Origin of the sequence: Rhodococcus sp. IEGM 1351 (assembly GCF_030056875.1) — a bacterium.
Lineage (GTDB): Bacteria > Actinomycetota > Actinomycetes > Mycobacteriales > Mycobacteriaceae > Rhodococcus_F > Rhodococcus_F opacus.
Map to the genome: position 1 here is coordinate 82,319 of NZ_JASHKU010000005.1, position 24,085 is coordinate 106,403.

23 protein-coding genes are annotated in these 24,085 nt (G+C 68.0%); 14 read left to right on the forward strand and 9 right to left on the reverse strand.

Translation table 11 applies throughout. The annotated features are described in order from the left end of the window. The first annotated feature begins 47 nt into the window (after positions 1–47). Complete coding sequence (locus tag QM806_RS10440; RefSeq protein WP_283291312.1) at positions 48–1,451, forward strand: lipase maturation factor family protein; 1,404 nt, start codon at positions 48–50, stop codon at positions 1,449–1,451. A gap of 1 nt (position 1,452) precedes the next feature. On the opposite strand, the gene QM806_RS10445 is transcribed toward QM806_RS10440, so the two are convergent. The 5 genes from QM806_RS10445 to QM806_RS10465 all read right to left on the reverse strand — a co-directional run bounded on the left by QM806_RS10445 (position 1,453) and on the right by QM806_RS10465 (position 5,395). Further along, the gene (locus QM806_RS10445) at positions 1,453–2,247 is read right to left on the reverse strand and encodes an ESX secretion-associated protein EspG (protein WP_167120544.1); all 795 of its coding nucleotides are present in this window, start codon (positions 2,245–2,247) and stop codon (positions 1,453–1,455) included. Next, on the reverse strand, positions 2,244–3,446 hold the full coding sequence (locus QM806_RS10450; protein WP_064080277.1) for a PPE family protein: 1,203 nt from the start codon (positions 3,444–3,446) through the stop codon (positions 2,244–2,246). The genes QM806_RS10445 and QM806_RS10450 overlap by 4 nt, the downstream gene beginning before the upstream one ends. Before the next feature lie 34 nt (positions 3,447–3,480). Then, complete coding sequence (locus QM806_RS10455) at positions 3,481–3,786, reverse strand: PE domain-containing protein (RefSeq protein ID WP_005568845.1); 306 nt, start codon at positions 3,784–3,786, stop codon at positions 3,481–3,483. Positions 3,787–3,936: 150 nt separating this feature from the next. Beyond that, positions 3,937–4,287, reverse strand: coding sequence for a metallopeptidase family protein (locus QM806_RS10460; RefSeq protein WP_005260457.1), 351 nt, complete (start codon positions 4,285–4,287; stop codon positions 3,937–3,939). A gap of 1 nt (position 4,288) precedes the next feature. Then, the gene (locus QM806_RS10465; protein ID WP_005260456.1) at positions 4,289–5,395 is read right to left on the reverse strand and encodes a septum formation family protein; all 1,107 of its coding nucleotides are present in this window, start codon (positions 5,393–5,395) and stop codon (positions 4,289–4,291) included. Between the two features lie 81 nt (positions 5,396–5,476). Between QM806_RS10465 and QM806_RS10470 the strand changes: the two genes are divergently transcribed. The 5 genes from QM806_RS10470 (at position 5,477) to QM806_RS10490 (ending at position 9,325) form a co-directional block, all read left to right on the forward strand. Continuing rightward, entirely contained in the window at positions 5,477–5,896 is a 420-nt protein-coding gene (locus tag QM806_RS10470) for an ankyrin repeat domain-containing protein (RefSeq protein WP_005248859.1), read from the forward strand. A gap of 33 nt (positions 5,897–5,929) precedes the next feature. Continuing rightward, complete coding sequence (serS, locus tag QM806_RS10475; RefSeq protein ID WP_054248583.1) at positions 5,930–7,186, forward strand: serine--tRNA ligase; 1,257 nt, start codon at positions 5,930–5,932, stop codon at positions 7,184–7,186. A gap of 90 nt (positions 7,187–7,276) precedes the next feature. Then, on the forward strand, positions 7,277–7,456 hold the full coding sequence (locus QM806_RS10480) for a (2Fe-2S)-binding protein (protein WP_005248857.1): 180 nt from the start codon (positions 7,277–7,279) through the stop codon (positions 7,454–7,456). A gap of 92 nt (positions 7,457–7,548) precedes the next feature. Further along, complete coding sequence (gene bfr / locus QM806_RS10485) at positions 7,549–8,034, forward strand: bacterioferritin (RefSeq protein WP_005248856.1); 486 nt, start codon at positions 7,549–7,551, stop codon at positions 8,032–8,034. A gap of 103 nt (positions 8,035–8,137) precedes the next feature. Next, on the forward strand, positions 8,138–9,325 hold the full coding sequence (locus tag QM806_RS10490) for an MFS transporter (protein ID WP_169693723.1): 1,188 nt from the start codon (positions 8,138–8,140) through the stop codon (positions 9,323–9,325). Between the two features lie 52 nt (positions 9,326–9,377). Here the strand turns inward: QM806_RS10490 and QM806_RS10495 are convergent, their stop codons facing one another. Both QM806_RS10495 and QM806_RS10500 read right to left on the reverse strand, forming a co-directional pair. Further along, a complete protein-coding gene (locus tag QM806_RS10495; RefSeq protein ID WP_054248585.1) occupies positions 9,378–10,925 on the reverse strand; it encodes a Rieske 2Fe-2S domain-containing protein in 1,548 nt (515 codons plus the stop codon). 99 nt (positions 10,926–11,024) lie between these two features. Next, positions 11,025–11,852: a hypothetical protein gene (locus QM806_RS10500; RefSeq protein WP_169693722.1), complete on the reverse strand. Its 828-nt coding sequence runs from the start codon at positions 11,850–11,852 to the stop codon at positions 11,025–11,027. Positions 11,853–11,941: 89 nt separating this feature from the next. Between QM806_RS10500 and QM806_RS10505 the strand changes: the two genes are divergently transcribed. Genes QM806_RS10505 through QM806_RS10515 form a run of 3 tightly spaced genes read left to right on the forward strand, consistent with a single transcriptional unit; the run spans position 11,942 to position 14,304 of the window. Further along, on the forward strand, positions 11,942–12,697 hold the full coding sequence (locus tag QM806_RS10505) for a lysophospholipid acyltransferase family protein (protein WP_120659924.1): 756 nt from the start codon (positions 11,942–11,944) through the stop codon (positions 12,695–12,697). Between the two features lie 9 nt (positions 12,698–12,706). Continuing rightward, a complete protein-coding gene (locus tag QM806_RS10510) occupies positions 12,707–13,438 on the forward strand; it encodes a lysophospholipid acyltransferase family protein (RefSeq protein ID WP_169693721.1) in 732 nt (243 codons plus the stop codon). 44 nt (positions 13,439–13,482) lie between these two features. Beyond that, positions 13,483–14,304 carry a Cof-type HAD-IIB family hydrolase gene (locus QM806_RS10515; RefSeq protein ID WP_005571619.1) on the forward strand — a complete coding sequence of 274 codons (822 nt, stop codon included), beginning with the start codon at positions 13,483–13,485 and terminating at the stop codon, positions 14,302–14,304. 31 nt (positions 14,305–14,335) lie between these two features. Here the strand turns inward: QM806_RS10515 and QM806_RS10520 are convergent, their stop codons facing one another. Then, a complete protein-coding gene (locus QM806_RS10520) occupies positions 14,336–16,474 on the reverse strand; it encodes an N-acetylmuramoyl-L-alanine amidase (RefSeq protein ID WP_120659922.1) in 2,139 nt (712 codons plus the stop codon). Positions 16,475–16,710: 236 nt separating this feature from the next. On the opposite strand from QM806_RS10520, the gene QM806_RS10525 reads away from it, so the two are divergent. Then, complete coding sequence (locus QM806_RS10525; protein WP_005565891.1) at positions 16,711–18,285, forward strand: SpoIID/LytB domain-containing protein; 1,575 nt, start codon at positions 16,711–16,713, stop codon at positions 18,283–18,285. On the opposite strand, the gene QM806_RS10530 is transcribed toward QM806_RS10525, so the two are convergent. Then, a complete protein-coding gene (locus QM806_RS10530; protein ID WP_005565890.1) occupies positions 18,282–19,406 on the reverse strand; it encodes a glycosyltransferase in 1,125 nt (374 codons plus the stop codon). The genes QM806_RS10525 and QM806_RS10530 overlap by 4 nt on opposite strands. Positions 19,407–19,553: 147 nt before the next feature. On the opposite strand from QM806_RS10530, the gene glf reads away from it, so the two are divergent. Genes glf through QM806_RS10550 form a run of 4 tightly spaced genes read left to right on the forward strand, consistent with a single transcriptional unit; the run spans position 19,554 to position 24,085 of the window. Next, on the forward strand, positions 19,554–20,771 hold the full coding sequence (gene glf, locus QM806_RS10535) for a UDP-galactopyranose mutase (RefSeq protein ID WP_005260443.1): 1,218 nt from the start codon (positions 19,554–19,556) through the stop codon (positions 20,769–20,771). Continuing rightward, positions 20,768–22,684, forward strand: coding sequence for a glycosyltransferase (locus tag QM806_RS10540; RefSeq protein ID WP_005248844.1), 1,917 nt, complete (start codon positions 20,768–20,770; stop codon positions 22,682–22,684). Before glf ends, QM806_RS10540 begins: the two co-directional genes overlap by 4 nt. Further along, positions 22,665–23,183: a phosphatase PAP2 family protein gene (locus QM806_RS10545; protein WP_005260442.1), complete on the forward strand. Its 519-nt coding sequence runs from the start codon at positions 22,665–22,667 to the stop codon at positions 23,181–23,183. Before QM806_RS10540 ends, QM806_RS10545 begins: the two co-directional genes overlap by 20 nt. After that, positions 23,180–24,085 (forward strand): decaprenyl-phosphate phosphoribosyltransferase, encoded by a 906-nt coding sequence (locus QM806_RS10550; protein ID WP_005248842.1) that lies wholly within the window; start codon positions 23,180–23,182, stop codon positions 24,083–24,085. Before QM806_RS10545 ends, QM806_RS10550 begins: the two co-directional genes overlap by 4 nt.

Here is a 24,085-nt window from a genome sequence, read left to right on the forward strand (position 1 = left end):
CGCGCACTGTGGGGTTGCGCGACGATGGAGGAAACCGTCCTCGAGGAGTGACGGCGGTGGATTGGTTCGTTGGCGATGACTATTCACTCGGTCGGCTGCTCGTCACCGAGGGGCTCGCCGCGATCTATCTCGTCGCGTTCGTGGCCGCGAGAAACCAGTTCAGGCCGCTCGTCGGCAGCAACGGGATGCTGCCCGTCCCGAACTTTCTCGGCGCGGTCTCGTTCGGACGTTCACCGAGCATCTTCCATTTCCACTACTCGGACCGATTCTTCGAGGCGGTCTGCTGGACCGGCACCGCACTGTCTCTCGCCGCGCTGCTCGGTCTGACGCAGGTCGTCCCGCTCGCGGCGTGCATGCTCGTGTGGTTCGCCCTGTGGGTGCTGTACCTCTCGATCGTCAACGTCTCCCAGATCTGGTACAGCTTCGGCTGGGAGTCGTTGCTGCTCGAGGCGGGTTTCCTCGCGATCTTCCTGGGCAACGCCTCGGTCGGTCCGCCGATACTCGTGCTGCTCGTGCTGAGGTGGTTGCTGTTCCGTCTCGAATTCGGGGCCGGGCTGATCAAGATGCGCGGCGACCGATGCTGGAAGGACCTCACCTGCCTGTACTACCACCACGAAACCCAGCCGATGCCCGGACCGTTCAGCTGGTACTTCCACCGGCTGCCGAAGCCGCTGCACAAGGTGGAGGTGCTCGGCAACCACTTCGCTCAGTTGGTGGTGCCGTTCGGGCTGTTCGCGCCGCAGCCGGTCGCCGCCGTCGCCGCGACGATCATGATCGTCACCCAACTGTGGCTGGTGGCGAGCGGTAACTTTTCGTGGCTGAACTGGACGACCATCGTGCTGGGGCTGTCCGTCATCCCGGACAACGTGTACGAGAAGGTGCTGCCGTTCGACGTCCCGGCCGCCAGTGACTCGGCGCCGATGCCCTTCGTCGTGCTGGTGATCGCGGTGACGGCGCTCGTCGTCGTGTTGAGCTACTGGCCGATTCGCAACATGATCTCCCACGGGCAACGCATGAATGCGTCGTTCAACAAGTGGCACTTCGTCAACACGTACGGCGCGTTCGGGAGCATCACCCGGGTGCGTTACGAGGTGATCGTGGAGGGCACGTCGGACGCGCACTCCAGTGTGCACTCCGTGTGGAAGGAGTACGGCTTCAAGGGAAAACCGGGTGACGTCAACCGGCGACCGCGCCAGTTCGCGCCGTATCACCTGCGGCTCGATTGGTTGTTCTGGTTCACGGCGATCTCGCCCGGCTACGCCGAACCGTGGTTCCGGGGTTTCGTCGAGAGGCTGCTGCGCAACGATCGGGACACGCTGAAGTTGTTGCAGTACAACCCGTTCCCGGAGGAGCCGCCGAAACACGTGCGTGCGCGGATGTACCGGTACGAATTCACCACCTGGAAGGAGCGCCGCGAGACCGGCGCCTGGTGGAAGCGGCAACCGGTGTAGGTCAGCGGAGCCGGTCGGCCAGCGACTCCAGCGCCTGCCGCAGGCGCTGCGGGGTGCCGGGACTGAGCGACGACCACCCCGCCCCGTGCGCGGAGACACTGGACGTGCCGACGATGCGTCCCGCCGACGTGTCGAAGACTGTGACAGGCCCGCCCACGGGGTCGTATCGTCCGTCGCCGTAGACGATTCCGACGATCTCGGCGTAGGTGGTGCAGCCGGCCATCGCGTTGCCGAGGACGGTCGCGTCGACCGCGCTCACCCCGAGTGCGGTGAGGGTGGCGGCGAGCGTCTTGCCGTCCCCGCCCTGATCGAAGGCTTCGCCGAGCTGGACCGTGGGTGCGTTGACGACGCCGACGTTCATCGGCTCTGCGGCCCCCAGCGCTCCGATCACGGGGGCGAAGATGTCGGCGCCCGCATCCTGGACGACGTACGTGTCGCCGGCGCGCAGGGCCAGCACCGAGAGGGCATCGCCCTGGGAGATGCACAGTCTCGAGATGCTGCCGTCGCCGTACCAGCGCAGGGCGATCTCCCACAGAGGCCGGGCGAGAACCCGTAGGCGGTCGGCGAGTTCGGGGTGAACCCCACCGCCCGGGAGCAGGTCCCGGGCGGCGAGGGTGTCGACGGCGCCGCGGAACGCTGCGTCCCTGGCGTCGTACGTGTCGTACCGCGGGGTGGCGTCGAGCACCACCGGCAGCACGTCGAGTGCGAGCGTGTCGACGAGATAATCCATTTCGTCGAGGCTCAGGGTCACCGCCGGGAGGGTCGGTACGCCCGGCTGGGTGCCCAGGTCGATCACCGTCCGGACTCCCGGTGGTCGGGGTTCGCGCCGATGACCGACGGAATGACGGTGCGTCCGTCGGAGAAGTGCTCGAAGTTCTTCAGGTAGTCGGGGGTCTCCCGTTCGTCCTCGTCCTGTGAACCCGCCCCGGCGGCGCCCGCTCCACGTCCGACCGTCATCGGTCCGCTGCCGGTGGCGCCGCGCGCCGCCGCAGCCGGGTTCACGTCGGCGCGAACGTCTCCGATCACCCCGCCGGGTGCGGTTGCCGGTGCGCCGGGCCGTGCGCCCTGGCCGCCGTCCGTCTTGCCCCAGCCCTCGGGCAGGGTCGCCCCGCCTGCGGTGCCCGCACCGATCGCACCGACCGAGGTGCGGGCTGCCGCCGCGCTGGTCGAGGCAGAGCCGCCGCCGTACGCGCCGCCGGACATCATCGGCGCACCGCCCACCATCGGGGTGACGCCGCCACCGGTGACCGCGGACAATGCCGCGCCACCGATGTTGCTCGCGGCCGACGTGGCGGTCGAGACGGTGGTGCCCGCGATGCTCCCGACCTGCGACGCGGCCGTGGTGACGGCCGGGTTCTGGCCGGCGGCCATCAGTGCGGCAGCGGCGGCACGCGTCGGATCGAATTCACCGTCGGACGGGATTTCGTCGAAGGTCCCGACCTCCTTCGAATCGGCCTTCGTGACGATACGAGGGGGCTGCCTGTACGTGCGTTTGAGTGCCAGGATGTTCGACGCGGCCTCGTATCCCTCCATCACGAGCCCGGCGCGAATGTCCATCGCGCGGTCCGCGGCTTCGGCGGCCGCGGCGGTGCCGTTGAGCGCCCCACCCGTCGTGTACGCGGTGGCCTTCGCGGTTTTCACTGCGACGATCTCGGGGATGCTGGGCATGATGAGCGCGGCGGTGGTGTAGGCGCCCGCTTCGAGCCCGGCCTTCGCTGCGGTGTCCGCGGCGAGTTCGGCACATTCCGCCGTCCACACCGTGAACGGCGTGATCTTGGCGAGCGCCGCGACCGCGGACACTCCCTGCCAGCCGGCCGCGAGTTCGGCCATCACGCGGACGAGTGTGAGGTTGGCGTCGACGAAGCTCGTGGACAGCGCCGTCCACGCCGCGCTCGCCACGCTGAGCGGCACCGGACCCGCGCCGGCGGCGAGGGTGGTCGAGTTGACGGTTGCCCCTCGGGGCAACCAGATGACACCTGTCAGTCCCATGGTCATATCTGATCTCCTGGTGGTCTCGAGGCGCCGGCCGTCACATGCCCGCAGCGAGCGACGCGCCGAGCGCGAGGTCCTCGGCGACATACAACGCGGCCTGGGTGCGGAGTGTGTTCGCGGTCTCGCGCATCTCGAGAATGCCCTGGGCGACAGCAGGAGTGAACGTGTTGGCGACGGTATTGAAGTAACCAGCCGCGTGCAGCGAGACCTCTTCGCTCCCGGAGGGAAGCACGCGGATGGCCGCGGAGTTGAGAGCGACCGCGGTCTCGAGACGCGCGGCGAGCGCGTCGAGTTCCAGGGCGGCGGCGACAAGAGCTTCAGGTGCGACGTGCAGAGCTGGCATTGCGTCGAACTCCTTCTTGACCTAGGCAGGCGGAAGGCAGTTGCCCCCCGGCAAACGAACTGCATGTGCAGCTGTCCCTACACACTTGGACGCTGCAACGCGCTCTTCGGTTCCCCCCGATCCCGAGAAATTACTTCTCGGGAAAACCGTTCATCCCCAGCCGAGCTCGTGCAAGCGATCTTCTTCTATCCCGAAGTAGTGCGCAACCTCGTGTATCACGGTGACGGCCACCTCGTGGACGACTTCCTCCTCCGAACTGCAAATTTCGAGGAGGGCGTCGCGGTAGACGGTAATCGTATCGGGCAGCGATCCGCCGTAATGGCTGTCCCGTTCCGTCAACGCGATCCCGTGGTAGAGGCCCAGAAGATACGGGTCCTCGTCGTTGCGGTCGTCGACGAGGACGACGACGTTGTCGATCGCGGACGCGAGCTGGGGTGGGATCAGATCGAGTGCGTCGCCCACCAATTCCTCGAATCGGTCGGGCGTCATGCTCACCGCCACATCAGTTCCCGGGGACCGGCGCTGCGCCGGGAAGCGGTGTCGGAATCGACCTACCCTCCGGGACCGGCGGCGGCGGTACGGGCGCCGCGCCGTTGATGAGGATCTCGCCCTTCGCCGAACCGGTGATGGTCGAGAAGCCGCCGGCGTCGGTCTCCTTGCCCACCGAGCAGTTCACCCGCCTGCTGCCCGCGAGCCAACTGTCGAGTTCCAGGTTGTCCCAGAACAGCGTGAGCGTCTTGTTGCGCAGCGCGTCGGCGGAACCGAGGTACTCGTTGGCGGCCTGCGTGCACACGCCTTCGAGATACTTGTCCTGGTCTTCGACGGCCGGCATCGAGGAAGGGAACTGGGTGGCCAGGTCGACGACGGAGATCACTTCGAAGGCGTGGGGTTGCGCGCAGTCGACGGGATCGGTGGGCACGTTCTGGTTGATGCCGATGCAGGTGCCCGGATCCCAGATGTTGGATTGGTCCTGCTCGGCCACCTTGCCGGTGAACGGCAGCAACGTCCCTGCGGTGCTGGAGAATTGAAGGCCGCACCGCAGAGTGCGCTCGCCCGCCGCCCAACCGGACTCGCTGGGGAACATGAGACCCACGCTGAACTTGCCGTACGGATCGAACTTCGCGCCGAGGTAGGAGTCGACGGCGGGCACACAGTGTTCGTCGCGCAGCGCGGCGAACCGCAGCGCACCCGGGTAACGCGAACCCGGACCGAACTCGGCACCCGGATACACGCTGAGGTCCAGCGGTGCCGCCACCTCGAACCGGTGTTCCTCCGAGCAGTCGACCTTCGCGACGTCCTTCCGGTCTTCCTGCGGATCGTTCGACGGCGTCCAGTCGAGGCAGTCGCCTGCCGCCGCCGAAGCGAACGCGTCGCCGTCCACCGAACCCGTCGCCTGCGGTCCGGAACCGGCGGAGTGCGCGGGGAGGTTCTCGCTGCGGTTGAAACCGCCTGCGATCGCGAACGTGGCGATCGCCGCCACCACGGCACCTGCCGCGACGGCCGCGAGCGCGCGACGCGTCGTGGTCGCGGACATGCTGCGGGGAGCCTTCTCCGGTTGCCCGGCATTCTTCGGCTGGGGGTCGGCGCCGTTCGACTGATCTGAGGACATCGATTTCCATAATGCCTGTTCCACTCGTGGAAGCAGAACAACTCCCGCAATCGGCTGGAACCTGGCGTAACTTCGACGACCATGAGTGACGATCCTCAGCACTCCGCCGAGCCGGTGGATCCTGAACTGCAAGAGCTCGCCGGGCGTGTGTTCGACACGGCACGATCCGGCGACGCCGTGTCCTTGGCCACGTACCTCGATGCGGGCGTCCCGGTGAACCTGGCCAATCAGAACGGCGACACTCTGGTGATGCTGGCCGCCTACCACGGTCACGCCGTGGCCGTTCAGGTCCTGATCGACCGCGGCGCCGACGTCGACCGGCTCAACGACAAGGGACAGTCCCCGCTGGCAGGGGCGCTGTTCAAGGGTGAGGACGCCGTGGTGCGGACCCTCGTCGCCGGTGGTGCCGACGCCACGGCCGGCCACCCGACCGCCGTCGACGCTGCCCGCATGTTCGGCCGCGAGGACCTTCTGAGCCTGCTGGAACCGAAACCGGAGTGAGCCGCTCCGCGGCGCCCGGTAGGGTTTGAAGCCGTGATTGACCTGAAGTTCCTCCGCGAGAACCCCGACGCCGTCCGCGAGTCGCAGCGCACCCGTGGCGAAGATCCCGCCCTGGTCGACGCGTTGCTCGAGGCCGACGCGTCCCGGCGCGCCGCCGTTCTCGCCGGCGACAATCTGCGTGCCGAGCAGAAAGCGTTCGGCAAGAAGGTCGGGCAGGCGTCCCCGGAGGAGCGTCCGGCGTTGCTCGAGGGCTCCAAGGAACTCGCGGCCAAGGTCAAGCAGGCCGAGGCCGAGCAGCACGAGGCGCAGGCCGCGCTCGACGCCGCGCACCGGGCGATCTCCAACGTCGTCCAGGAGGGCGCCCCCGCGGGCGGCGAGGACGACTTCGTCACCCTCGAGACGGTCGGCGAGATTCCCACGTTCGACTTCGAACCCAAGGACCACCTCGAGCTGGGTGAGTCGCTGGGGCTGATCGACATGGAGCGCGGCGCGAAGGTCTCCGGTGCCCGCTTCTACTTCCTCACCGGCTTCGGCGCGATGCTGCAGCTGGGAATGCTGCAGCTGGCCGCGCAGAAGGCGATGGCCAACGGCTTCCAGATGATGATCCCGCCGGTGCTGGTGCGACCGGAGATCATGGCGGGAACCGGGTTCCTCGGCGCCCACGCGGACGAGATCTATCACCTCGCCGACGACGACCTGTACCTCGTCGGCACGTCCGAGGTCCCGTTGGCCGGGTACCACTCGGGCGAGATCCTCGACCTCGCCGACGGCCCCAAGCGGTACGCCGGCTGGTCGACGTGCTTCCGCCGCGAGGCCGGCAGCTACGGCAAGGACACCCGCGGCATCATCCGGGTCCACCAGTTCGACAAGGTGGAGATGTTCACCTACTGCAAGCCCGAGGACGCCGACGCGGAGCACCAGCGCCTGCTCGGGTGGGAGCGCGACATGCTCGCCGCCATCGACGTGCCCTACCGCGTGATCGACGTGGCCGGTGGCGACCTGGGGTCGTCGGCCGCCCGCAAGTTCGACTGCGAGGCCTGGGTGCCCACGCAGCAGGCATATCGCGAGCTCACCTCGACGTCCAACTGCACGACGTTCCAGGCGCGTCGTCTCGGTGTCCGGTACCGCGACGAGAACGGGAAGCCGCAGACGGCCGCGACCCTCAACGGCACCCTCGCCACCACCCGGTGGATCGTCGCCATCCTGGAGAACCACCAGCAGTCCGACGGCACGGTGCGGGTGCCCGAGGCGCTCGTGCCGTTTGTCGGGACGGATCTCCTGAAGCCATGAACGCAGGCGCAGGGCTTTTGGGAAGGCTACCCTTGCGCGAACGCCGAAATGATGTAACCCTTACCTAATCGAGTTGGTAAGGAGCTCCACATGTTCGTGTGCATCTGCAAGGCAGTGACGGAAGACGAAGTGCATGAGCACTGTGCTGCCGGAGCTGACAGTGCGGATGCCATCGGTGAGCGTTGCGGCGCCGGATGGGGATGCGGAACCTGCGTCGATCGGTTGAAGGAGATTCTGGAGCGGTCGGCCGCCGACAGCGTGGCCGCGTAACGAAACCGCAGCACAACTGAATCCCGCGATTCTCTACATCGCGGGATATTGCCGGTGGTACGTTCGCCTCAACCGGGGCGAACGGAGAAGTCATGCGCGGCGACGACGAAGTAATTGCTCTTCTCAACGAACAGTTGACCAGTGAGCTGACTGCGATCAACCAGTACTTTCTGCACTCCAAGATGCAAGCCAATTGGGGCTTCACCAAACTGGCGGACAAGACTCGGGCGGAGTCCATCGAGGAGATGAATCACGCCGAGATCCTCACCGACCGGATCCTGTTCCTCGAGGCGCTTCCGAACTATCAGAAGCTGCTGCCGCTGCGCATCGGACAGGACCTACGCGAGCAGTTCCATTCCGACCTCTCCATCGAAGTCGAGGTCGTCGAGCGCCTGCGTCCGGGAATCCAGATGTGCCGCGACAAGGGCGATGCCACGTCGGCGAAACTGCTCGAGACGATCCTCGAGGAAGAAGAGGATCACATCGACTATCTGGAGACGCAGATCGAACTGATGGACAAGATGGGCGACCAGCTCTACATGGCCCAGCTCGTCGATCAGCCGCCGACCGTCGGATAGTCGAAAACGGGGTGACACCCCCGGCGGGGAGTGCGAAACTGGGCGCGTGAGATATCCCGCCGACCAGCCTTGACCCAGTTCGCAGCGTTCTCTCGCCGTCCGCGTGGTCGGCTACGTGTCCACGCGCGACCTCATCCCGCTCTACGGTCTGTACGACCTGCTGTTCGCCGACCACGGACTGAGCGTCGGTCAGATCTCGTCCCTGTTCGTCATCTGGTCGGTCGTGTCCTTCGTCGCCGAGGTGCCGTCCGGCGCGTGGGCCGACACCGTGTCTCGACGTGGCCTCCTGGTGTTCGCGTCCGTGCTGTACACGGCCGGATTCAGCGTGTGGATCCTCGTGCCGTCGTACGCGGGATTCGCGGCCGGATTCGTGTTGTGGGGCATCAGCGGCGCCATCCAGTCGGGCACGTTCGAGGCGTTGCTGTACGACGAACTCGTGGCGCGAGGCGCCGCCGGTGACTTCGCGAGGTTGCTCGGCTTCGCCAACTCCGGCGCCATGGTGTGCAACCTTCTCGCGACCCTGACGGCGGCGCCGCTCTACGTCCTCGGCGGATATCCGTTGGTCGGATGGGTCAGCGTCGGTGCGACCGTGGTCCACGGGGGCTTCGCCCTGTTGCTGCCCGCGGCACCCAAGGTCGAGGAGGCCGACGAGACCCTCGACGTCGCGGACGAACGCCGGGGACTCGCGGCCCGGTACGCCGCGATGCTGCGTGCCGGCCTCGGCGAGGTGACGCGGGAGGCGGTGGTCCGGCGCGGAGTGCTGCTCTCGGCGGTGCTGATCGCGTTCCTGGCGTTCGACGAGTACTTCGGGCTCCTCGCCCGCGACGGTGGCACAGCGACGGCGTCCGTACCGCTGCTCGTCGCGATCACGGTGAGCGGTCAGGTGGTCGGCACAGCCCTCGCCGGACGCACGGCGTCGATGCGTGCCGTGACGATGGGGCGGGCCGTTGCCGTCGCCGCGATCCTGCTCGGCGGGGGAGCGCTGCTCGGCGGTGTCCCCGGATTCCTCGCGCTCGGCGTCGGCTACGGCATCCTCGGCAACGCGATGATCGTGTCGGAAGCGCGCGTACAGGATGCGATCACCGGTCCCGCACGCGCCACCGTCACGTCGGTGGCGGGACTGTTCGGTGAGGTGGCCGCGGTGCTGATCTACGCGGGCGTGGCCGTCGGGTCCCTGTGGCTGTCGGTCACGACGCTCGTCGCGGCACTGGCCGTTCCCGTGCTGCTGTCGGCGGTCCTGGTGCGTCGGTGGCTGCCGCCGGTCCGCACCGACGCCCCCACTGCCGGGTGAACGTACCCTTCGACGCCTCAGATGCGCCGAAGGGTGCGTTCGCCCGCCGGGGTCAGAGCTTGGTGGACCGCAGTTCGTGTCCCTTGGACGTCTTGCAGCGACCGGATTCGAGGTCCCACTGCCAGCCGTGCAGGTTGCAGGTGAGGTTGGTGCCATCGACGACGCCGAACTTCGACAGGTCGGCCTTCAGGTGCGGGCACCGACGCTGGATCTCGTACCCGCCGAGTTCGATCGACGCGGAGTCGTCGTGGGCCTCGGCGAACCAGCCGTCGGCGTACGCGATGCGCTCGTCGGTGAGGCACTTGAAGAACGTGTAGAGGAATTCGTTGTATCCGCCGACGCGCCAGGCCTCGAAGCGGGTGGACAGGAAGATGGTGTTCACCCAGTCGGGCTCGTCGTCGCGCAGCACCGTGCGCACCAATTCGGGGGCGATGCGGAAGCCGTAGCGGTACTTGCCGTCCTTCTCGCCGCGCGGACGGACGGTGCGCTGCGGGAAGTCGAGGACGACGGTCTCGTCGCCCATCACCAGGCCGACGGGGTAGCCGATGCCGTCGCAGATCAGGTCGGACTGCTTCATGATCGGCTCGAACTTCGCCTTGAGCGCCTCCAGCAGCGGCTCACCCTCGGCGGGGGCCCACGTGGCCTTCTCGGCGGCGAGGACCGGCGCCATGCGCTTCGCCATGTCCTCGATGTACGCGGCCTTGTCGGAGAAGATCTTGTCGACCTCGGCATCCGAGATCGGGTGCGTGAGCGTCAGCTCGCCGCCCTTCAGGTCCGCGGTGGACCCCGGGATCATCAGGATGCCGCCGTCGTTGCCGTGGATCCGCATCTGCTCGAGGAACGTGATCTGGTCGGGGAAGATGTTGCCCTCGTCACCCCGGTCGTCGTTGAGGTAGCGCAGGGCGTCGTCGAGGAACACCGGCGGTCCGGCGGACGGCACCACCCACGTGGCCGCGACCTGCTCGATGTAGCTGCGGCAGCGGTCCATGCCGCGCTGACGCTTCTGCTTGCCGAAGTTGGCCTTCGTCTTGGTGGGGATGTCGTAGACCATCGGGTACCAGATGGCGCCCGAGTACTGCAGCAGGTGGATGTCGATCTTGCCGAACTCGTCGTGCAGGACGTCCATGTCGACGGGTCGTGCGTCGTTCATGTTGAAACACGTGGTCTCGCCGTCGGACACCACGAGACCCGAGTCGCCGATCGGACCGTCCGCGGGGGCGCGCAGCGCGATGATCATGACGTCGAGGTCGCCCTTGGGGCCGGTGACCTTGTGCTTGACGGAATCCTCGGTCTCGAAGAACTTGTGGAAGCCCAGCGCCTCGAGTTCACGCTTGAGGTCCGGCACCGGGTAGTCGGGGAGCAGCACCGTCGCGTCCTTGTTGACGTGCTTGCTCAGGTTCTCCGGGTCGAAATGATCCTTGTGCAGGTGCGACACGTACAGGTAGTCGCAGTTGCCCAGGGCGTCCCAGTCGAGCTGGGTGTTGTCCGGGAACGGGAACCAGGACCCGAAGTACGCGGGGTTCACCCAGGGGTCGCACAGGATCGAGCCTGCCTCGGTCTGGATGTGGAATCCGGCGTGTCCGACGCTGGTGACCTGCACTGGTATGCCTCCTGGGAGCTGAGCGACTGTTCCAGAGTAGGCGGTCCCCCCAGGTGAGTGGCAATGCGCGCTCCAGCACACCATGCCACTCACGTGCGGTCAGGTCACTTCGCCCAGGCAGTAGCCGTCGGGGCCGATGGACAGCGTGAGCTGCCTGGTGTTCGTCACACCGGACACGTCGGTGACGGGAACGGACACTTCCAGGTAGTCGCCGCGGACCGGAGTGGCGGTCATCGCGTCGGCGGCGAACGCCGTCGTCCCGGCGAGGACGTCGGGGTCGAGCTGGAGCGGCGGCCTGCCACCGGTGCCCGTGCCGGACGGGTCCCAGGGGCTGAAGCCGGGGCAGATCAGCGGGTAGGCGGTCTCGGTGTCTGCCCTGTTCACCGGCGCGCCCGACTCCCGAGACAGGAATCGGGTGACGGCGTACTCGGCGTCGGCGGGGGTGTAGAAGTCGACGGTCCCGGCGGGGTGGACGTGCGGGCAGGCGTAGCCGGACGCGATCTCGCTGCGTTTGACGGACACCGTGGTGCCGCCGCCGGTCCACGACACCGCGAACTGTCCGTCGACGCCGGGTTGCGCGAGGGCCCCGAGGATCGCGGACGTGTCGGCGTACTGGTCGGCGGCCTGGGCGGGCGGCAGCGTCCAGCATTTCGCGGGGACGGTGTCGGGTCGGGTGACCAGGTCGGTGGCCCAGGCGCGGACGGCGTCGACCGCTGCGGGGTTGCCGGGCACGTCGCCGACGATCACCTGCGGCACCGGGGCAGGCGGCGTGGTGGTCGTGGGCCCGGCGGCGGATGTGGGCGCGGAAACGGTATCGGCCGGAGGTTCCTCCGTCGGGATGCCGGACTGCGAATCGCACGCCACCCCCGCGCCGAGGATCACCGCGACGACCGGCGCGATGAGCGCCCTCCTGCCCATGCCAGCCATCTCCAGCGCGCCCTTTCTCTCGACTCCCCACCGAAAGTCCGTCCCCGACGGCGGGCCAGATCGCGGATACCCGGCTACGCTAGCCGATTGTGGAACCCGTCTACCGAACCGTCATCGGCATCGCCCGCACCGTATTCGCCCTCGAGGGCCTGAAGTTCACGGTCAAGGGCGATCAGCACATTCCGTCGACGGGTGGGGCGGTGATCGCGATCAATCACACCGGCTACATGGACTTCACCTACGCCGGACTTCCGGCCCGCCGGGTGAAGCGGTACGTCCGCTTCATGGCGAAGAAGGAAGTGTTCGACAACAAGATCTCGGGCCCGATCATGCGCGCGCTCAAGCACATTCCGGTCGACCGGGCCGCCGGCGCGGATTCGTACAAGGCGGCCGTCGACTTCCTGCGCCGCGGCGAATTGGTGGGTGTGTACCCGGAGGCCACCATCAGCCGGAGCTTCGAGATCAAGGAATTCAAGTCGGGTGCCGCGCGCATGGCGATCGAGGCGAATGTGCCGATCATCCCGGTGGTCATCTGGGGGGCGCAGCGGGTGTGGACCAAGGGGTTCCCGAAGCGGCTGGGCCGCACGAACACTCCCATCTCGATCGCCGTCGGTGAGCCGATCCAGCCGTTCGAACCCGCGGCCGAGCTGACCGCGAAGCTGCATGCCACGATGACGACGATGCTCGCCGACCTCCAGCAGGGCTACGACCACCCGGCGGGCGAGTACTGGGTGCCCGCGCGCCTCGGTGGCAGCGCGCCGACACTCGACGAAGCGAACAAGATGGACGCCGCCGACGCCGAGGCGAAGGCACAGTCCCGTCGGGCCCGGGAGACCGGTAGCTAGAGGGTGGCGGTGGAGCCGGTCTATACGGCTGTCGAGTCGACGGCCAAGGCGTTGTCCCTGTTCCAGGGATTGAGGATGACGCGAGTCGGCCTGGACAACATCCCCACCGAGGGTGGTGCGGTGCTCGCGGTCAATCACACCGGCTACCTGGACTTCGTCCAGCTGGCACTGGCGGTCGGTGCGGTGGACCGCAAACTGCGGCTCATGGCCAAGGCCGAACTCGCGAACAACACGGTGATGGCGTTCCTGATGCGCGGGTGCGGGGTCATCCCGGTCGACCGGACCGCAGGCGCGGGCGCGTACCTCGCTGCGGTGGACCGGCTGCGCGAGGGCGAATTGGTGGGTGTGTACCCGGAGGCGACCATCAGCCGGAGCTTCGAGATCAAGGAACTGAAGTCGGGTGCGGCGCGCATGGCGATCGACGCCCGGGTGCCGCTCGTGCCCGTCATCGTGTGGGGCGCTCATCGGATCGCCACCAAAGGGCAGCCGAGACAACTTGGGCGGCATCGGTTCCCGGTGACAGTCGAGGTCGGCCGGCCGATCGAGCCGCGGGAACCGGCGGAGGCCCTCACCGAGACCCTGCACACGGAGATGGACACCATCCTGCGCCGGGTGCAGGACGGATTCGACCATCCGGCGGGAGCGTACTGGGTGCCCCGGCGACTCGGCGGCAGCGCGCCGACCATCGAGGAGGCCACCGAGATGGACCGCCGCGAAGCCGAGGAACGGCGGGCCCGGTAACGGCCGCCCGGCGGCGCCGCGGACTCGGCAGGCAGAATAGCTGGGTGAGCCCAGACCGACCGAGCCTTGTAGCGTCCGATGTCGACGGCACCCTGATCGGGGAGGACGAGCGCATCAGTGCCCGCACCCGCGACGCCGTCGCGTCGGTGGTCGCGTCGGGAACCCCTTTCGTGCTGGCCACCGGCCGGCCCCCGCGCTGGATCCATCCCGTGGTCGAGGGCCTCGGCTACGCGCCGCTCGCCGTCTGCGCGAACGGCGCCGTCATCTACGACAGCGACAGCGACCGCGTGCTCAGCTCCGCGACCCTCGACGTCGACACCCTCACGTGGCTGTCGGAGATCGCGCTCCGCGTGCTGCCCGGCGCCGGGCTCGCGGCGGAGCGTGTCGGGGTGAGCGCCCACGACGCCGCGACACCGCAGTTCGTGAGTTCACCCGGCTACCAGCACGCCTGGCTCAACCCCGACAACACCGAGATGTCCGAGAACGAGGTCGTCGCGGCCCCCGCGGTGAAGCTGCTGATCCGGGTGCCGGAAATGTCCAGTCAGGCGATGGTCGACGCGCTGGCGCCGCACATCGGTCGCCGGGCCGATGTCACGTTCTCCACCGACAACGGGCTGATCGAACTGTCGGCGTCGGGAATCACGAAGGCGTCGGGTCTCGCGCTGGTGGCGGAACGACTCGGCGTGACGGCGTCGCACATCGTGGCCTTCGGTGACATGCCCAACGACATTCCGATGCTGAACCTCGCGGGCCGGGGTGTCGCCGTCGAGAACGCGCACCCCGACGCCAAGGCCGCCGCCGACGAAGTGACGGCCACCAACTGGGACGACGGAGTCGCGAAAGTACTCGAGCGCTGGTGGTCCTGAGACCACCAGCGCCCGGGAGGGTGAAACCCGATCAGCCGGCCGGAACCGGTGCCGGTTCGACGGGAGCGGGAGCGGGCGCGGGAGCCGGTTCGGGTGCCGGAGCCGGAGCGGGCTCGGCCGGAGCGGGCGGAACCTGAGCCGGGTCCGCGGGCGGTGCGACGGGGGCCGCGGCATCGACCCGGGCACCGTTCTTGTAGGCCTCCGCGTAGGTGTCGTTGTAGGTCTTCAACACCTTGGTGACTATGCCGGTGATCTCGTTGAAGATCAGCGAACCGTTCTCGAAGTCGGTGCGCAGACCGCCCGGGATCGGGTACTCGTCACTGGTCGGCAGGCCCAGTTCGCCGTTGTCGGCTCCGAGGTTCTGCCACGTCTTGAAGATCTGTCCGAGGACCGCCCACACACCGCCGTTGGGCGAGGTGAAGATGGCGCCGTTGGCGAACTGTGCGCCCGAGTTACCGGCCTTGGCCTGCAGCAGTCCGGTGATGGCCTGGCCGAGCCGGCCGGTGTCGCCGCCTTCCGCCACCCACTTCTGGGCGACCGGCGACGGGTCGGTGAGCCGCAGCAGTTCGTTGACCAGGGCGGGGATTCCGGCGCCGAGGCTGGCGCTGGCGTCCGTGCCGGGACCGCCGGACGGCGCCGGAGCCTCACCCGAGGGTGCGTCCGAAGCCAGCGACGCGTTGCCGCCGCCGAGGTTGGCCGCCGCGATCTGCCGGATCTCGTCCATGTGTGAGTACGCCGCGTCTCCGGGGCAGGACGTGTTGCCGACGTCGCGGTGCGCGAAGATCACCGGGAGATCGACGGCCTCACCCTCCGCGTAGGGCGTGAATTCGGTGCCCTCGGAGTACATCGTCGTCTCACCGAGTGGGTCGAGTCCGGCCTTGCCGAGCTTCCAGCCCAGGAACTTGCCGACGGCGTCGAGGGTGACCTGCGGCGGATCCTCGGACGAGAAGTCGCCCATCATCGCGACTCCGGTGGTGTTCTCGTTGAACCCGCCGGCGTGCGCGCCCTGGACCGGACGGTCGAGACCGCCTGCGCGACCCTCGAAGATCTGGCCGTATTTGTCGACCAGTGCGTTGTATCCGATGTCGCACCAGCCGAGCGTCTGCGCGTGGTACGCGTAGATCGCCCGGACGATCTCGGCCGATTCGGCCTTCGAGTAGTCGTTGGCTCCCGCGGTGTGGTGCACGGTGGCGCCGCCGATGAAGTCGTCGTAATCGGGGTCCTGGCACCGGATGGACTCGTCGGCGCCCCACTGCTGGCGGCTGATGACCTTGGGACCGCCGCTGTCGAGGGGGCTCGCGATGTCGCCGAGCGTCGCGTCGCCGGGACCACTGCCCGGTTCGATGAGCACGGCCGTGACGTCGTCGGCGCCCGCGCGTGCCGGCTGCTGCCGCAACGGCGTGTTGACGGCGGCAGGGGTGTAACCGAGCGGTGCGGCCCCGTCCGCGGCGGGAGCAGGGGCTGCGGGTGCCGGGGCGGGAGCGGGCACCGCGTCGGGCGCGGGTGCGCCTGCCGGTGCAGGGATCGAGGTGGGGGTCAGGATCTGGATCGCCTTCGTCAGCCCGACGTAGACGGGTTCGGTGGCGACCTTGCCGTCCGACGCCGTCTTGTCCGTGCGACGCGTGTCGATCATGTCGGGGGAGACCCACTGTCCCCACGTTCCGTCGGCCTGCAGCGCCCGGACCTTCGACTCCGCGGACGCGAGGGTCTCGGAGGTGAGCGCCACCATGCTGAACGGGGTGTCGCGGGACAGTTCCTTGACGATCGTGCCGGGCTGCTGATCGGCCGGGGGCAGGATCGCGGGGTCGGAGACGTCGCCCGGGGCGGGGAGCTTCAGCGGGATCTGCAGGTTCGGGATCTGGATTCCGCCCGGGAGCTGCACGTTGCTGGGGATGTGGAGGTACGGCGGGATCTTCAGGTTCCGGAGGTCGCCGATGTTGACGTCGGGCAGGTTCAGCCCGGTCAGTTCCTTCAGCGGAATCACGATGTCGGGAATCTGCGACAGCACGACCTGCGCGATCTCGGTGGACACTGCCGAGTTGGAGGTTTCGTTCGTGGATTTGACGTCGGAGGGTGCGCTACTGATGCCGTAGACCGCAACGGGACTTGCGACAGCCAGAGCGGCGACAGCCCCGAGGACAATCGAGGGCTTCGGTCGACGGTGCGGCAAGGGGGACTCTCCTCAGTTGTAGTTTCCTGCGAGCGACCTCGCGTGTCTGCAACTCGTGATGCTCATGTGACTGAAGAGACTGTTGTTGCTAACTCCAACCACTCTTGCCACACTAGTCACACAGGTCCATAACGCTCAACCTTACATTGAGACTTTATCCCGAATTTCTCGGACCCGCTGAGACGAGGTGCACGCCCCGTCTCAGCGCTCGTTGTTCAGCGATGAGGAGTGCAGTGATGGCGAAGACCGAATTCGGGGTTCGTGCAGGTAGACCTGCCTGGACCCGCAGGAGGCGGTACATCGCGGGCCCTCCAGCCCCGCGCGGATTCACGGCCAGACTTCTGCGCGCGTCGGCGCTCGGCATCGCACCCGTCCTCGTCGTCGGCGCCGTCACCGGCGTCGTCGTGCACGTGCGCTCCTCCGGCCAGGACGTCCGGGAAACCGTCGCCTCCGACACGCCGTACACGCTCTCCGGGCACGGCAACGGCCACGGCCGCGGGATGGGCCAGTGGGGCGCCTACGGATACGCGAAAGATCAGGGATGGGCGGCCGAGCGCATCCTCGGCCACTACTACGGCGGCACCACACTCGGCACCCTCGCCGACGCACAGATCAGCGTCCGGCTGCAGGCGCGTGACGATCAGCCGCTCGACGTCTACTCCGACGCCGGCGCCGTCGTCGCCGGCAAGCCCGTCGGACCGGGAGAGGCCGTCCACCTCACGCCGACCGCCGACGGCGGCGCCAACGTCGTGGTGACGCGCGGATGTGCCGGCGAGGTCCTGTGGCAGGACGCCACCGACCATCCGTGGGTGGACCCGGTCGACCTGACCCCGGACCGTCCCGCGAACGAGCACTTGAAGCTGTGCGCCGGTGACACCCCCTACCGCGGCGCGCTCGGGGTCGCGCTCGACGGCGCCGCCGTCCGCACCGTCAACGTCCTCGACATGGACGACTACCTCCTGGGCGTCGTGCCCGCCGAGGCGAAAGCCGGCTGGGCCGACACCGGTGGGGCCGAGGCGCTTCGGGCGCAGGCCGTCGCGGCCCGCTCCTACGCTGCCGCCGAGAACCGGGAAGAGTACGCGAAGACCTGCGACACCCAGAGCTGCCAGGTGTACGGGGGTTCCGCGAAGGAAGACCCGCGGACCACCGACGCCGTCCGTTCTACCAAGGGCACCATCCTGACGAAGGACAACAAGCCCGTCGCCGCCGAATTCTCCTCGTCCACAGGCGGATACACCGCGGGCGGCGAGTTCCCGGCCGTCGAGGACCAGGGCGACACCGTGTCACCGAACCACGACTGGACGGTGACCCTCACCGCGGGCGACATCGCGTCCGCGTTCAACGTCGGAGACCTCGAATCGTTCGAGGTGGTCACCCGCAACAACTTCGGAGTCGACGGCGGACGCGTCACCGGTGTGAAGGTGGTCGGATCGTCGGGCACCGCCGAGGCGACGGGCGCCGAGGCGCGGTCGAAGCTGAAACTCAAGTCCGACTGGTTCACGGTCGGTGACGGGCTCGGCGTCCCCGCACCGCCTTCCGCCCCCGAACCCGAGTCCACCCTCGCGTCCGCGGGTGAGGACGAGGACACCGTCGGCACCACCGAGGGTTCGCCGATCGCCGAGAAGTACAAGGAACTCGGCGGCGTCAACAGCACGCTGGGAGCGCCGATCGGTCCCGAGATGATGCTGCCGTCGGAGGCGGGGAAGTTCCGGATGTACACCAACGGAACCATCATCTGGACCAAGAAGCTGGGCGCGCAGGTGATCGACGCCAGCGTGCTGCGCGAGTGGTTACCGACGGGCGGCAGTTAGGCCGGGCAGAGCGGACCGGTTCCCTCGAGCACGGCGAGCATCCCGTCGACGGACTCGCCCCAGCCGAAGTCCTCGGCCCGCCGTCGGGCCGACGCCCGGCGCGTGCGTGAGGGGATCGCGAGTATGCCGCTCACCGCTTCGGCGAACGCGGGACCCCGGTCCCGGGCCAGGGCGCCGCAGCCGGGTGTGATGATCTCGGCGAGCGCCGACGACTGTGACGCGACCACCGGGGTGCCCGCCGCGAGCGACTCGAGCGCCGACAGGCAGAACGTCTCGTGCGGTCCGGGCGCCAGCGACACGTCCGCCGACGCGAACAGCGACGCCAGGCGGCCCTTGTCGCTGATGAAACCGGTGAAGTGCACGGGGAGCCCGCGGGCCCGGTACTGCAGCGCCTCACGCCGCGGGCCGTCCCCGGCGATGACCAGCCGGGCGTCGTGGCCCTGCCGCCGCAGCAGCCGGACGGCGTCGATGCTCCGTTCCACCTGTTTCTCCACCGACAGCCGGCCGCAGTGCAGAAGGAAACGTTGCGCCGGGTCGGCGAACGAGTCGCGCATCACCTGGTCGTGTTTGCCGGGATGGAACATCGTGAGGTCCACACCGAGCGGGACCCGGTGCAGATTGGGGGCCCCGATCCGGGTGAACTCCTCGCTCGCGAAGTCCGTCGTGCAGACGACGGCGTCGTAATTGCGGGCCATCCGGCGGTTCGCGATATCGGCCCAGCCGCGGGCCACTCGACGCGGAGCGAGTTGGCCGAGCAGCCGGTCGAGGCGTTCGTGTGACACGACCACACTGCGCACCCCACGGGTGCGGGCCCAGCCCCCGAAACCGCGCAGAGTGAGCCGGTCGGACACCTCCAGGACGTCGGGTCGCAGACCGCTGACGACGTCGGCCACCCGCCGCGGATTGACCACGCGATAACCCCCGGTCGCGGGGATGGTGGGAGCAGACCGCGTGATCCGCAGGACCCCACTCGGCAGCAGCTCCTCGCAGTCGCGCTGACCTGGGACGACGAGGACCACCTCGTGCCCGCGTTCGACGTACCCCTGACCCCAGTTGTGGAGGGCGGTGCGAAGCCCACCCGACCGCGGTCCGTAGAAGTTCGCCAGCTGGACGATGCGCACCCGCTCATGAAGCGCGATCGCCGCGTCGGCGGGAACAACGAGGTCTGCAGAACCGGTGAATACAGGGAGAACTCCTCGTGCGTGCCGAGGGGGTCCTTGCCCCCCTTGGCCGCGCACGGGCGGCGGAGTCGCTTACCCTGGTTCATCGTGACCGCTGCAACCCCAGAGACAACCGCCCCTGGCCGGTACGACCTCATCGTCGTCGGCTCCGGATTTTTCGGACTGACCGTCGCCGAGCGTGCAGCAACACAGCTGGGTAAGCGTGTGCTGGTGCTCGACCGTCGTCATCACCTGGGCGGAAACGCCTATTCGGAGGCCGAGCCCGAGACCGGCATCGAGATCCACAAGTACGGAGCGCACCTGTTCCACACCTCGAACAAGAGGGTGTGGGACTACGTCACCCAGTTCACCGAATTCACGAACTACCAGCACCGCGTGTTCGCGCTGCACAAGGGGCAGGCGTACCAGTTCCCGATGGGGCTGGGCCTGGTGTCGCAGTTCTTCGGGCGCTACTTCACCCCGGACGAGGCGCGGAAGCTGATCGCCGAGCAGTCCAGCGAGATCGACTCGGCGTCCGCGTCCAACTTGGAGGAGAAGGCGATCTCCCTGATCGGGCGGCCGCTGTACGAGGCGTTCGTGCGCGACTACACCGCCAAGCAGTGGCAGACGGACCCCAAGAACCTGCCCGCGGGCAACATCACCCGCCTGCCGGTGCGGTACACGTTCGACAACCGCTACTTCAACGACACGTACGAGGGCCTGCCCGTCGACGGCTACACCGCGTGGCTCGAGAACATGGCGAAGGACCCGAAGATCGAGGTCCGGCTCGAGACCGACTGGTTCGACGTCCGCGACGACCTGCGCGCCGAGAGCCCCGACGCCCCCGTCGTCTACACCGGCCCCCTCGACCGCTACTTCGACTACTCCGAGGGCGAGCTGGGCTGGCGCACCCTCGACTTCGAGACCGAGGTGCTCGAGACCGGCGACTTCCAGGGAACCCCGGTCATGAACTACAACGACGCCGACGTGCCCTTCACCCGGATCCACGAGTTCCGCCACTTCCACCCGGAGCGGGACTACCCGAAGGACAAGACGGTCATCATGCGGGAGTTCTCGCGGTTCGCGGAGAGCAAGGACGAGCCGTACTACCCGATCAACACTCCCGACGACCGCGCGATGCTCGCCGCCTACCGCGACCGCGCGAAGGAGGAGATGGCGTCGAACCAGGTTCTGTTCGGCGGCCGTCTCGGCACCTACCAGTACCTGGACATGCACATGGCGATCGCCAGCGCGCTGTCGATGTTCGACAACTCCCTGCGTCCGCACTTCGAATCCGGTGCGGCCCTGGTGGGGGATGCCGAATGAGCGCCCGACATCTGCTCGAATCCGAGAAGGTCACCGAGGACGCCCCGTTACTGGGCAAGTCGCTGCTGCAGCGGGTGATCCTGCCGCGTGCCGGCGAGCCGCTCGACGTCCGCACCCTCTACCTGGAGGAGGCGAAGACCAACAGTCGTCGCGCGCATTCGCTCTCGCGCACCTCGCTGTCGGTCGGCGCCGAGGCGGAGGCGTCGTTCTGCACCTACTTCAACGCGTTCCCGGCCAGCTACTGGCGCCGGTGGAGCACCCTGAACTCCGTGGTGCTGCGTCTCGAGCTGTCGGGGCACTGCCGCATCGACGTGTACCGCTCGAAGGCCGACTCGTCGCGCATCCACGTCGAAGGCCGCGAGTTCCAGGACGGTGACGCCGCGCTGGAGTTCGAGATCGAACTCGCCCCGTTCGAGGACGGCGGCTGGATCTGGTTCGACATCACCACCGACACCGAGGTCGTGCTGGAGAGCGCCGGCTGGTACGCGCCGGTCGACGCCCCCGGTGAGGCCACCGTCGCCGTCGGCATCCCCACGTTCAACCGGCCCACCGACTGCGTCAAGGCGCTGACGGCGCTGGCGTCCGACGAACTCGTCATGGACGTGGTCAAGGCCGTCATCATTCCGGACCAGGGCACCCGCAAGGTCAAGGACGAGCCCGGCTTCACGGAGGCGGCCGAAGCGCTCGGCGACCGGCTGGCCATCCACGACCAGGCGAACCTCGGCGGGTCCGGCGGTTACAGCCGGATCATGTACGAGGCGCTGAAGACCACCGACTGCCAGCACATCCTGTTCATGGACGACGACATCGAGATCGAACCCGACTCGATCCTGCGCGCGCTGGCGATGTCGCGGTTCGCGAAGTCGCCGATGCTCGTCGGCGGGCAGATGCTGAACCTCCAGGAGCGCAGTCACCTGCACTCGATGGGCGAGGTCGTCGACCGCAGCATCTTCATGTGGACGGCCGCCCCGAACGTCGAGTACGACCACGACTTCTCCCGCTACCCGCTCAGCGACCGCGAGAACTCCCGGCTGCTGCACCGCCGGATCGACGTCGACTACAACGGCTGGTGGATGTGCATGATCCCGCGGCAGGCCGCCGAGGAACTCGGTCAGCCGCTGCCGCTGTTCATCAAATGGGACGACGCCGAATACGGCCTGCGTGCCCGGGATGCCGGCTACCCGACCGTGACCATGCCCGGTGCCGCGATCTGGCACATGGCGTGGAGCGACAAGGACGACGCCATCGACTGGCAGGCGTACTTCCACCTCCGTAACCGGCTCGTCGTCGCGGCCCTGCACATGCCGGGCAACGGCCGCGGACTCGTGATCAACACCGTCAAGGCCACGATCAAGCACCTGCTGTGCCTCGAGTACTCGACCGTCGCGATCCAGAACCAGGCCATCGCCGACTTCCTGCAGGGCCCCGAGCACATCTTCGAACTGCTCCCGACCGCGCTCGGTAACGTCCACGCGATGCGCAAGGAGTACCCGGACGCCGTCGTGCTGCCGTCGTCGACGAGCCTGCCGCTGCCCTCCGGTGAGGAAGTCGGCGCGGTCGGCCTGCCGACGAACCCGCTCGCGAAGATCGTGCGTCTCGGCAAGGGCCTGGTCCACAACGTGAAGCCCGCGCACGAGCAGCACCACGAGCGTCCCCAGCTCAACGTGCCCACCATCGACGCGCGGTGGTTCCTGCTGTCCCAGGTGGACGGCGTCACCGTCACCACCGCGGACGGGCGAGGAGTCGTCTACCGCAAGCGCAACCCCAAGCTGGCGCTCGCGCTGCTGAAGGAAGCGATCCGGTTGCGCCGTGAACTGGCCCAGCGGTTCCCCGAGCTCAAGCGCGAGTACCAGGACGCCGTTCCTGCCCTGACCAGCAAGGAGAGGTGGGAACGTGTCTTCGGCATCCAGTGAGATTCACATCCTGCACACCGTCCAGTCGACGATCGCGAGCCGTCCCGGCGTCGTCTCGACCGCCCGGGGTATGTCGCACTTCGGTGAGCACGCCCTCGGGTGGGTGGCCGTCGCCGGCATCGGCGCGGCACTCGACAAGCCTCGTCGCCGGCAGTGGGCGGGAGTCGCGGTGGGTGCCGTCGGCGCCCACGCGGCCTCGATCGTGATCAAACGCATCGTCCGCCGCCCCCGGCCGAACGACCCGTCGATCCAGGTCAACGTGTCGACGCCCAGCAAATTGAGCTTCCCGTCGTCGCACGCGACGTCCACGACAGCGGCTGCCGTGCTGCTCGGCCGTCTCACCGGGCTACCCTTGCCTGCGTTGTTGGTACCGCCGATGCTGCTCTCCCGGCTCGTTCTGGGAGTGCACTACCCGACCGATGTGCTCGCCGGATCTGCCCTGGGGGCCGCCTCTGCGGTCGCGGTGCTGAAGGCCGAGCAGAAGTTTGGAGAGAAATGAGCGAGGAACCGGCCGTCGTCACCGGACCCCCGACATCCCTGGCGGCAGGCATCGTCAAGGCCGTCCGCCCGCGTCAGTGGGTCAAGAACGTCCTGGTCCTCGCAGCTCCCGTCGCCGCGGGCACGGCGACGGAATCCGACGTCCTGCTTCCCGTCGCACTCGCCTTCGTGGTGTTCTGCATGGCAGCGTCCGGCATCTACCTCGTCAACGACGCGATGGACGTCGAGGCGGACCGCGCGCACCCCACCAAGCGATTCCGCCCCATCGCGGCCGGTGTGCTGCCCGTCAACCTGGCGTTCGGCATGGCGGTCGTGCTGCTCGGCGGGTCCATCGCCCTGTCGTTCCTCGCCAACTGGCAGCTGGCGGTCGTGATGGCCGTCTACATCGGCATCCAGCTGGCCTACTGCTTCGGTCTCAAACACCAGGCCGTCCTCGACATCTGCATCGTCTCGTCCGGGTTCCTGCTGCGCGCCATCGCAGGCGGTGTGGCCGCCGAGATCGCGCTGTCGCAGTGGTTCCTGCTGGTCATGGCTTTCGGTTCGCTGTTCATGGCGGCCGGTAAGCGATACGCCGAACTGCAGCTCGCCGAGCGCACCGGCGCGAAGATCCGCAAGTCCCTGGAGAACTACACCACGACGTACCTGCGTTTCGTGTGGACGCTCAGCGCCACCGCGGTCGTGCTCTGCTACGGACTGTGGGCGTTCCAGCAGGACGACCTGAAGGCCACCAACTGGTACGCCATCTCCATGGTGCCGTTCACCATCGCGATCCTGCGTTACGCCGTGGACGTCGACGGCGGCGAGGCGGGGGAGCCCGAGGAGATCGCGCTGGGCGACCGCGTGCTCCAACTCCTCGCGATTGCCTGGATCGGAGTGGTGGGTGTCGCTGTCTACCTCGTCTGA

Excerpts from the sequence above, each read along its gene's own strand:
- QM806_RS10450 (WP_064080277.1), bottom strand. The coding sequence starts at position 3,446 with ATGACCATGGGACTGACAGGTGTCATCTGGTTGCCCCGAGGGGCAACC.
- QM806_RS10455 (WP_005568845.1), bottom strand. The coding sequence starts at position 3,786 with ATGCCAGCTCTGCACGTCGCACCTGAAGCTCTTGTCGCCGCCGCCCTG.
- QM806_RS10465 (WP_005260456.1), bottom strand. The coding sequence starts at position 5,395 with ATGTCCTCAGATCAGTCGAACGGCGCCGACCCCCAGCCGAAGAATGCC.
- QM806_RS10470 (WP_005248859.1), top strand. The coding sequence starts at position 5,477 with ATGAGTGACGATCCTCAGCACTCCGCCGAGCCGGTGGATCCTGAACTG.
- QM806_RS10480 (WP_005248857.1), top strand. The coding sequence starts at position 7,277 with ATGTTCGTGTGCATCTGCAAGGCAGTGACGGAAGACGAAGTGCATGAG.
- bfr (WP_005248856.1), top strand. The coding sequence starts at position 7,549 with ATGCGCGGCGACGACGAAGTAATTGCTCTTCTCAACGAACAGTTGACC.
- QM806_RS10500 (WP_169693722.1), bottom strand. The coding sequence starts at position 11,852 with ATGGCTGGCATGGGCAGGAGGGCGCTCATCGCGCCGGTCGTCGCGGTG.
- QM806_RS10525 (WP_005565891.1), top strand. The coding sequence starts at position 16,711 with ATGGCGAAGACCGAATTCGGGGTTCGTGCAGGTAGACCTGCCTGGACC.
- QM806_RS10540 (WP_005248844.1), top strand. The coding sequence starts at position 20,768 with ATGAGCGCCCGACATCTGCTCGAATCCGAGAAGGTCACCGAGGACGCC.
- QM806_RS10550 (WP_005248842.1), top strand. The coding sequence starts at position 23,180 with ATGAGCGAGGAACCGGCCGTCGTCACCGGACCCCCGACATCCCTGGCG.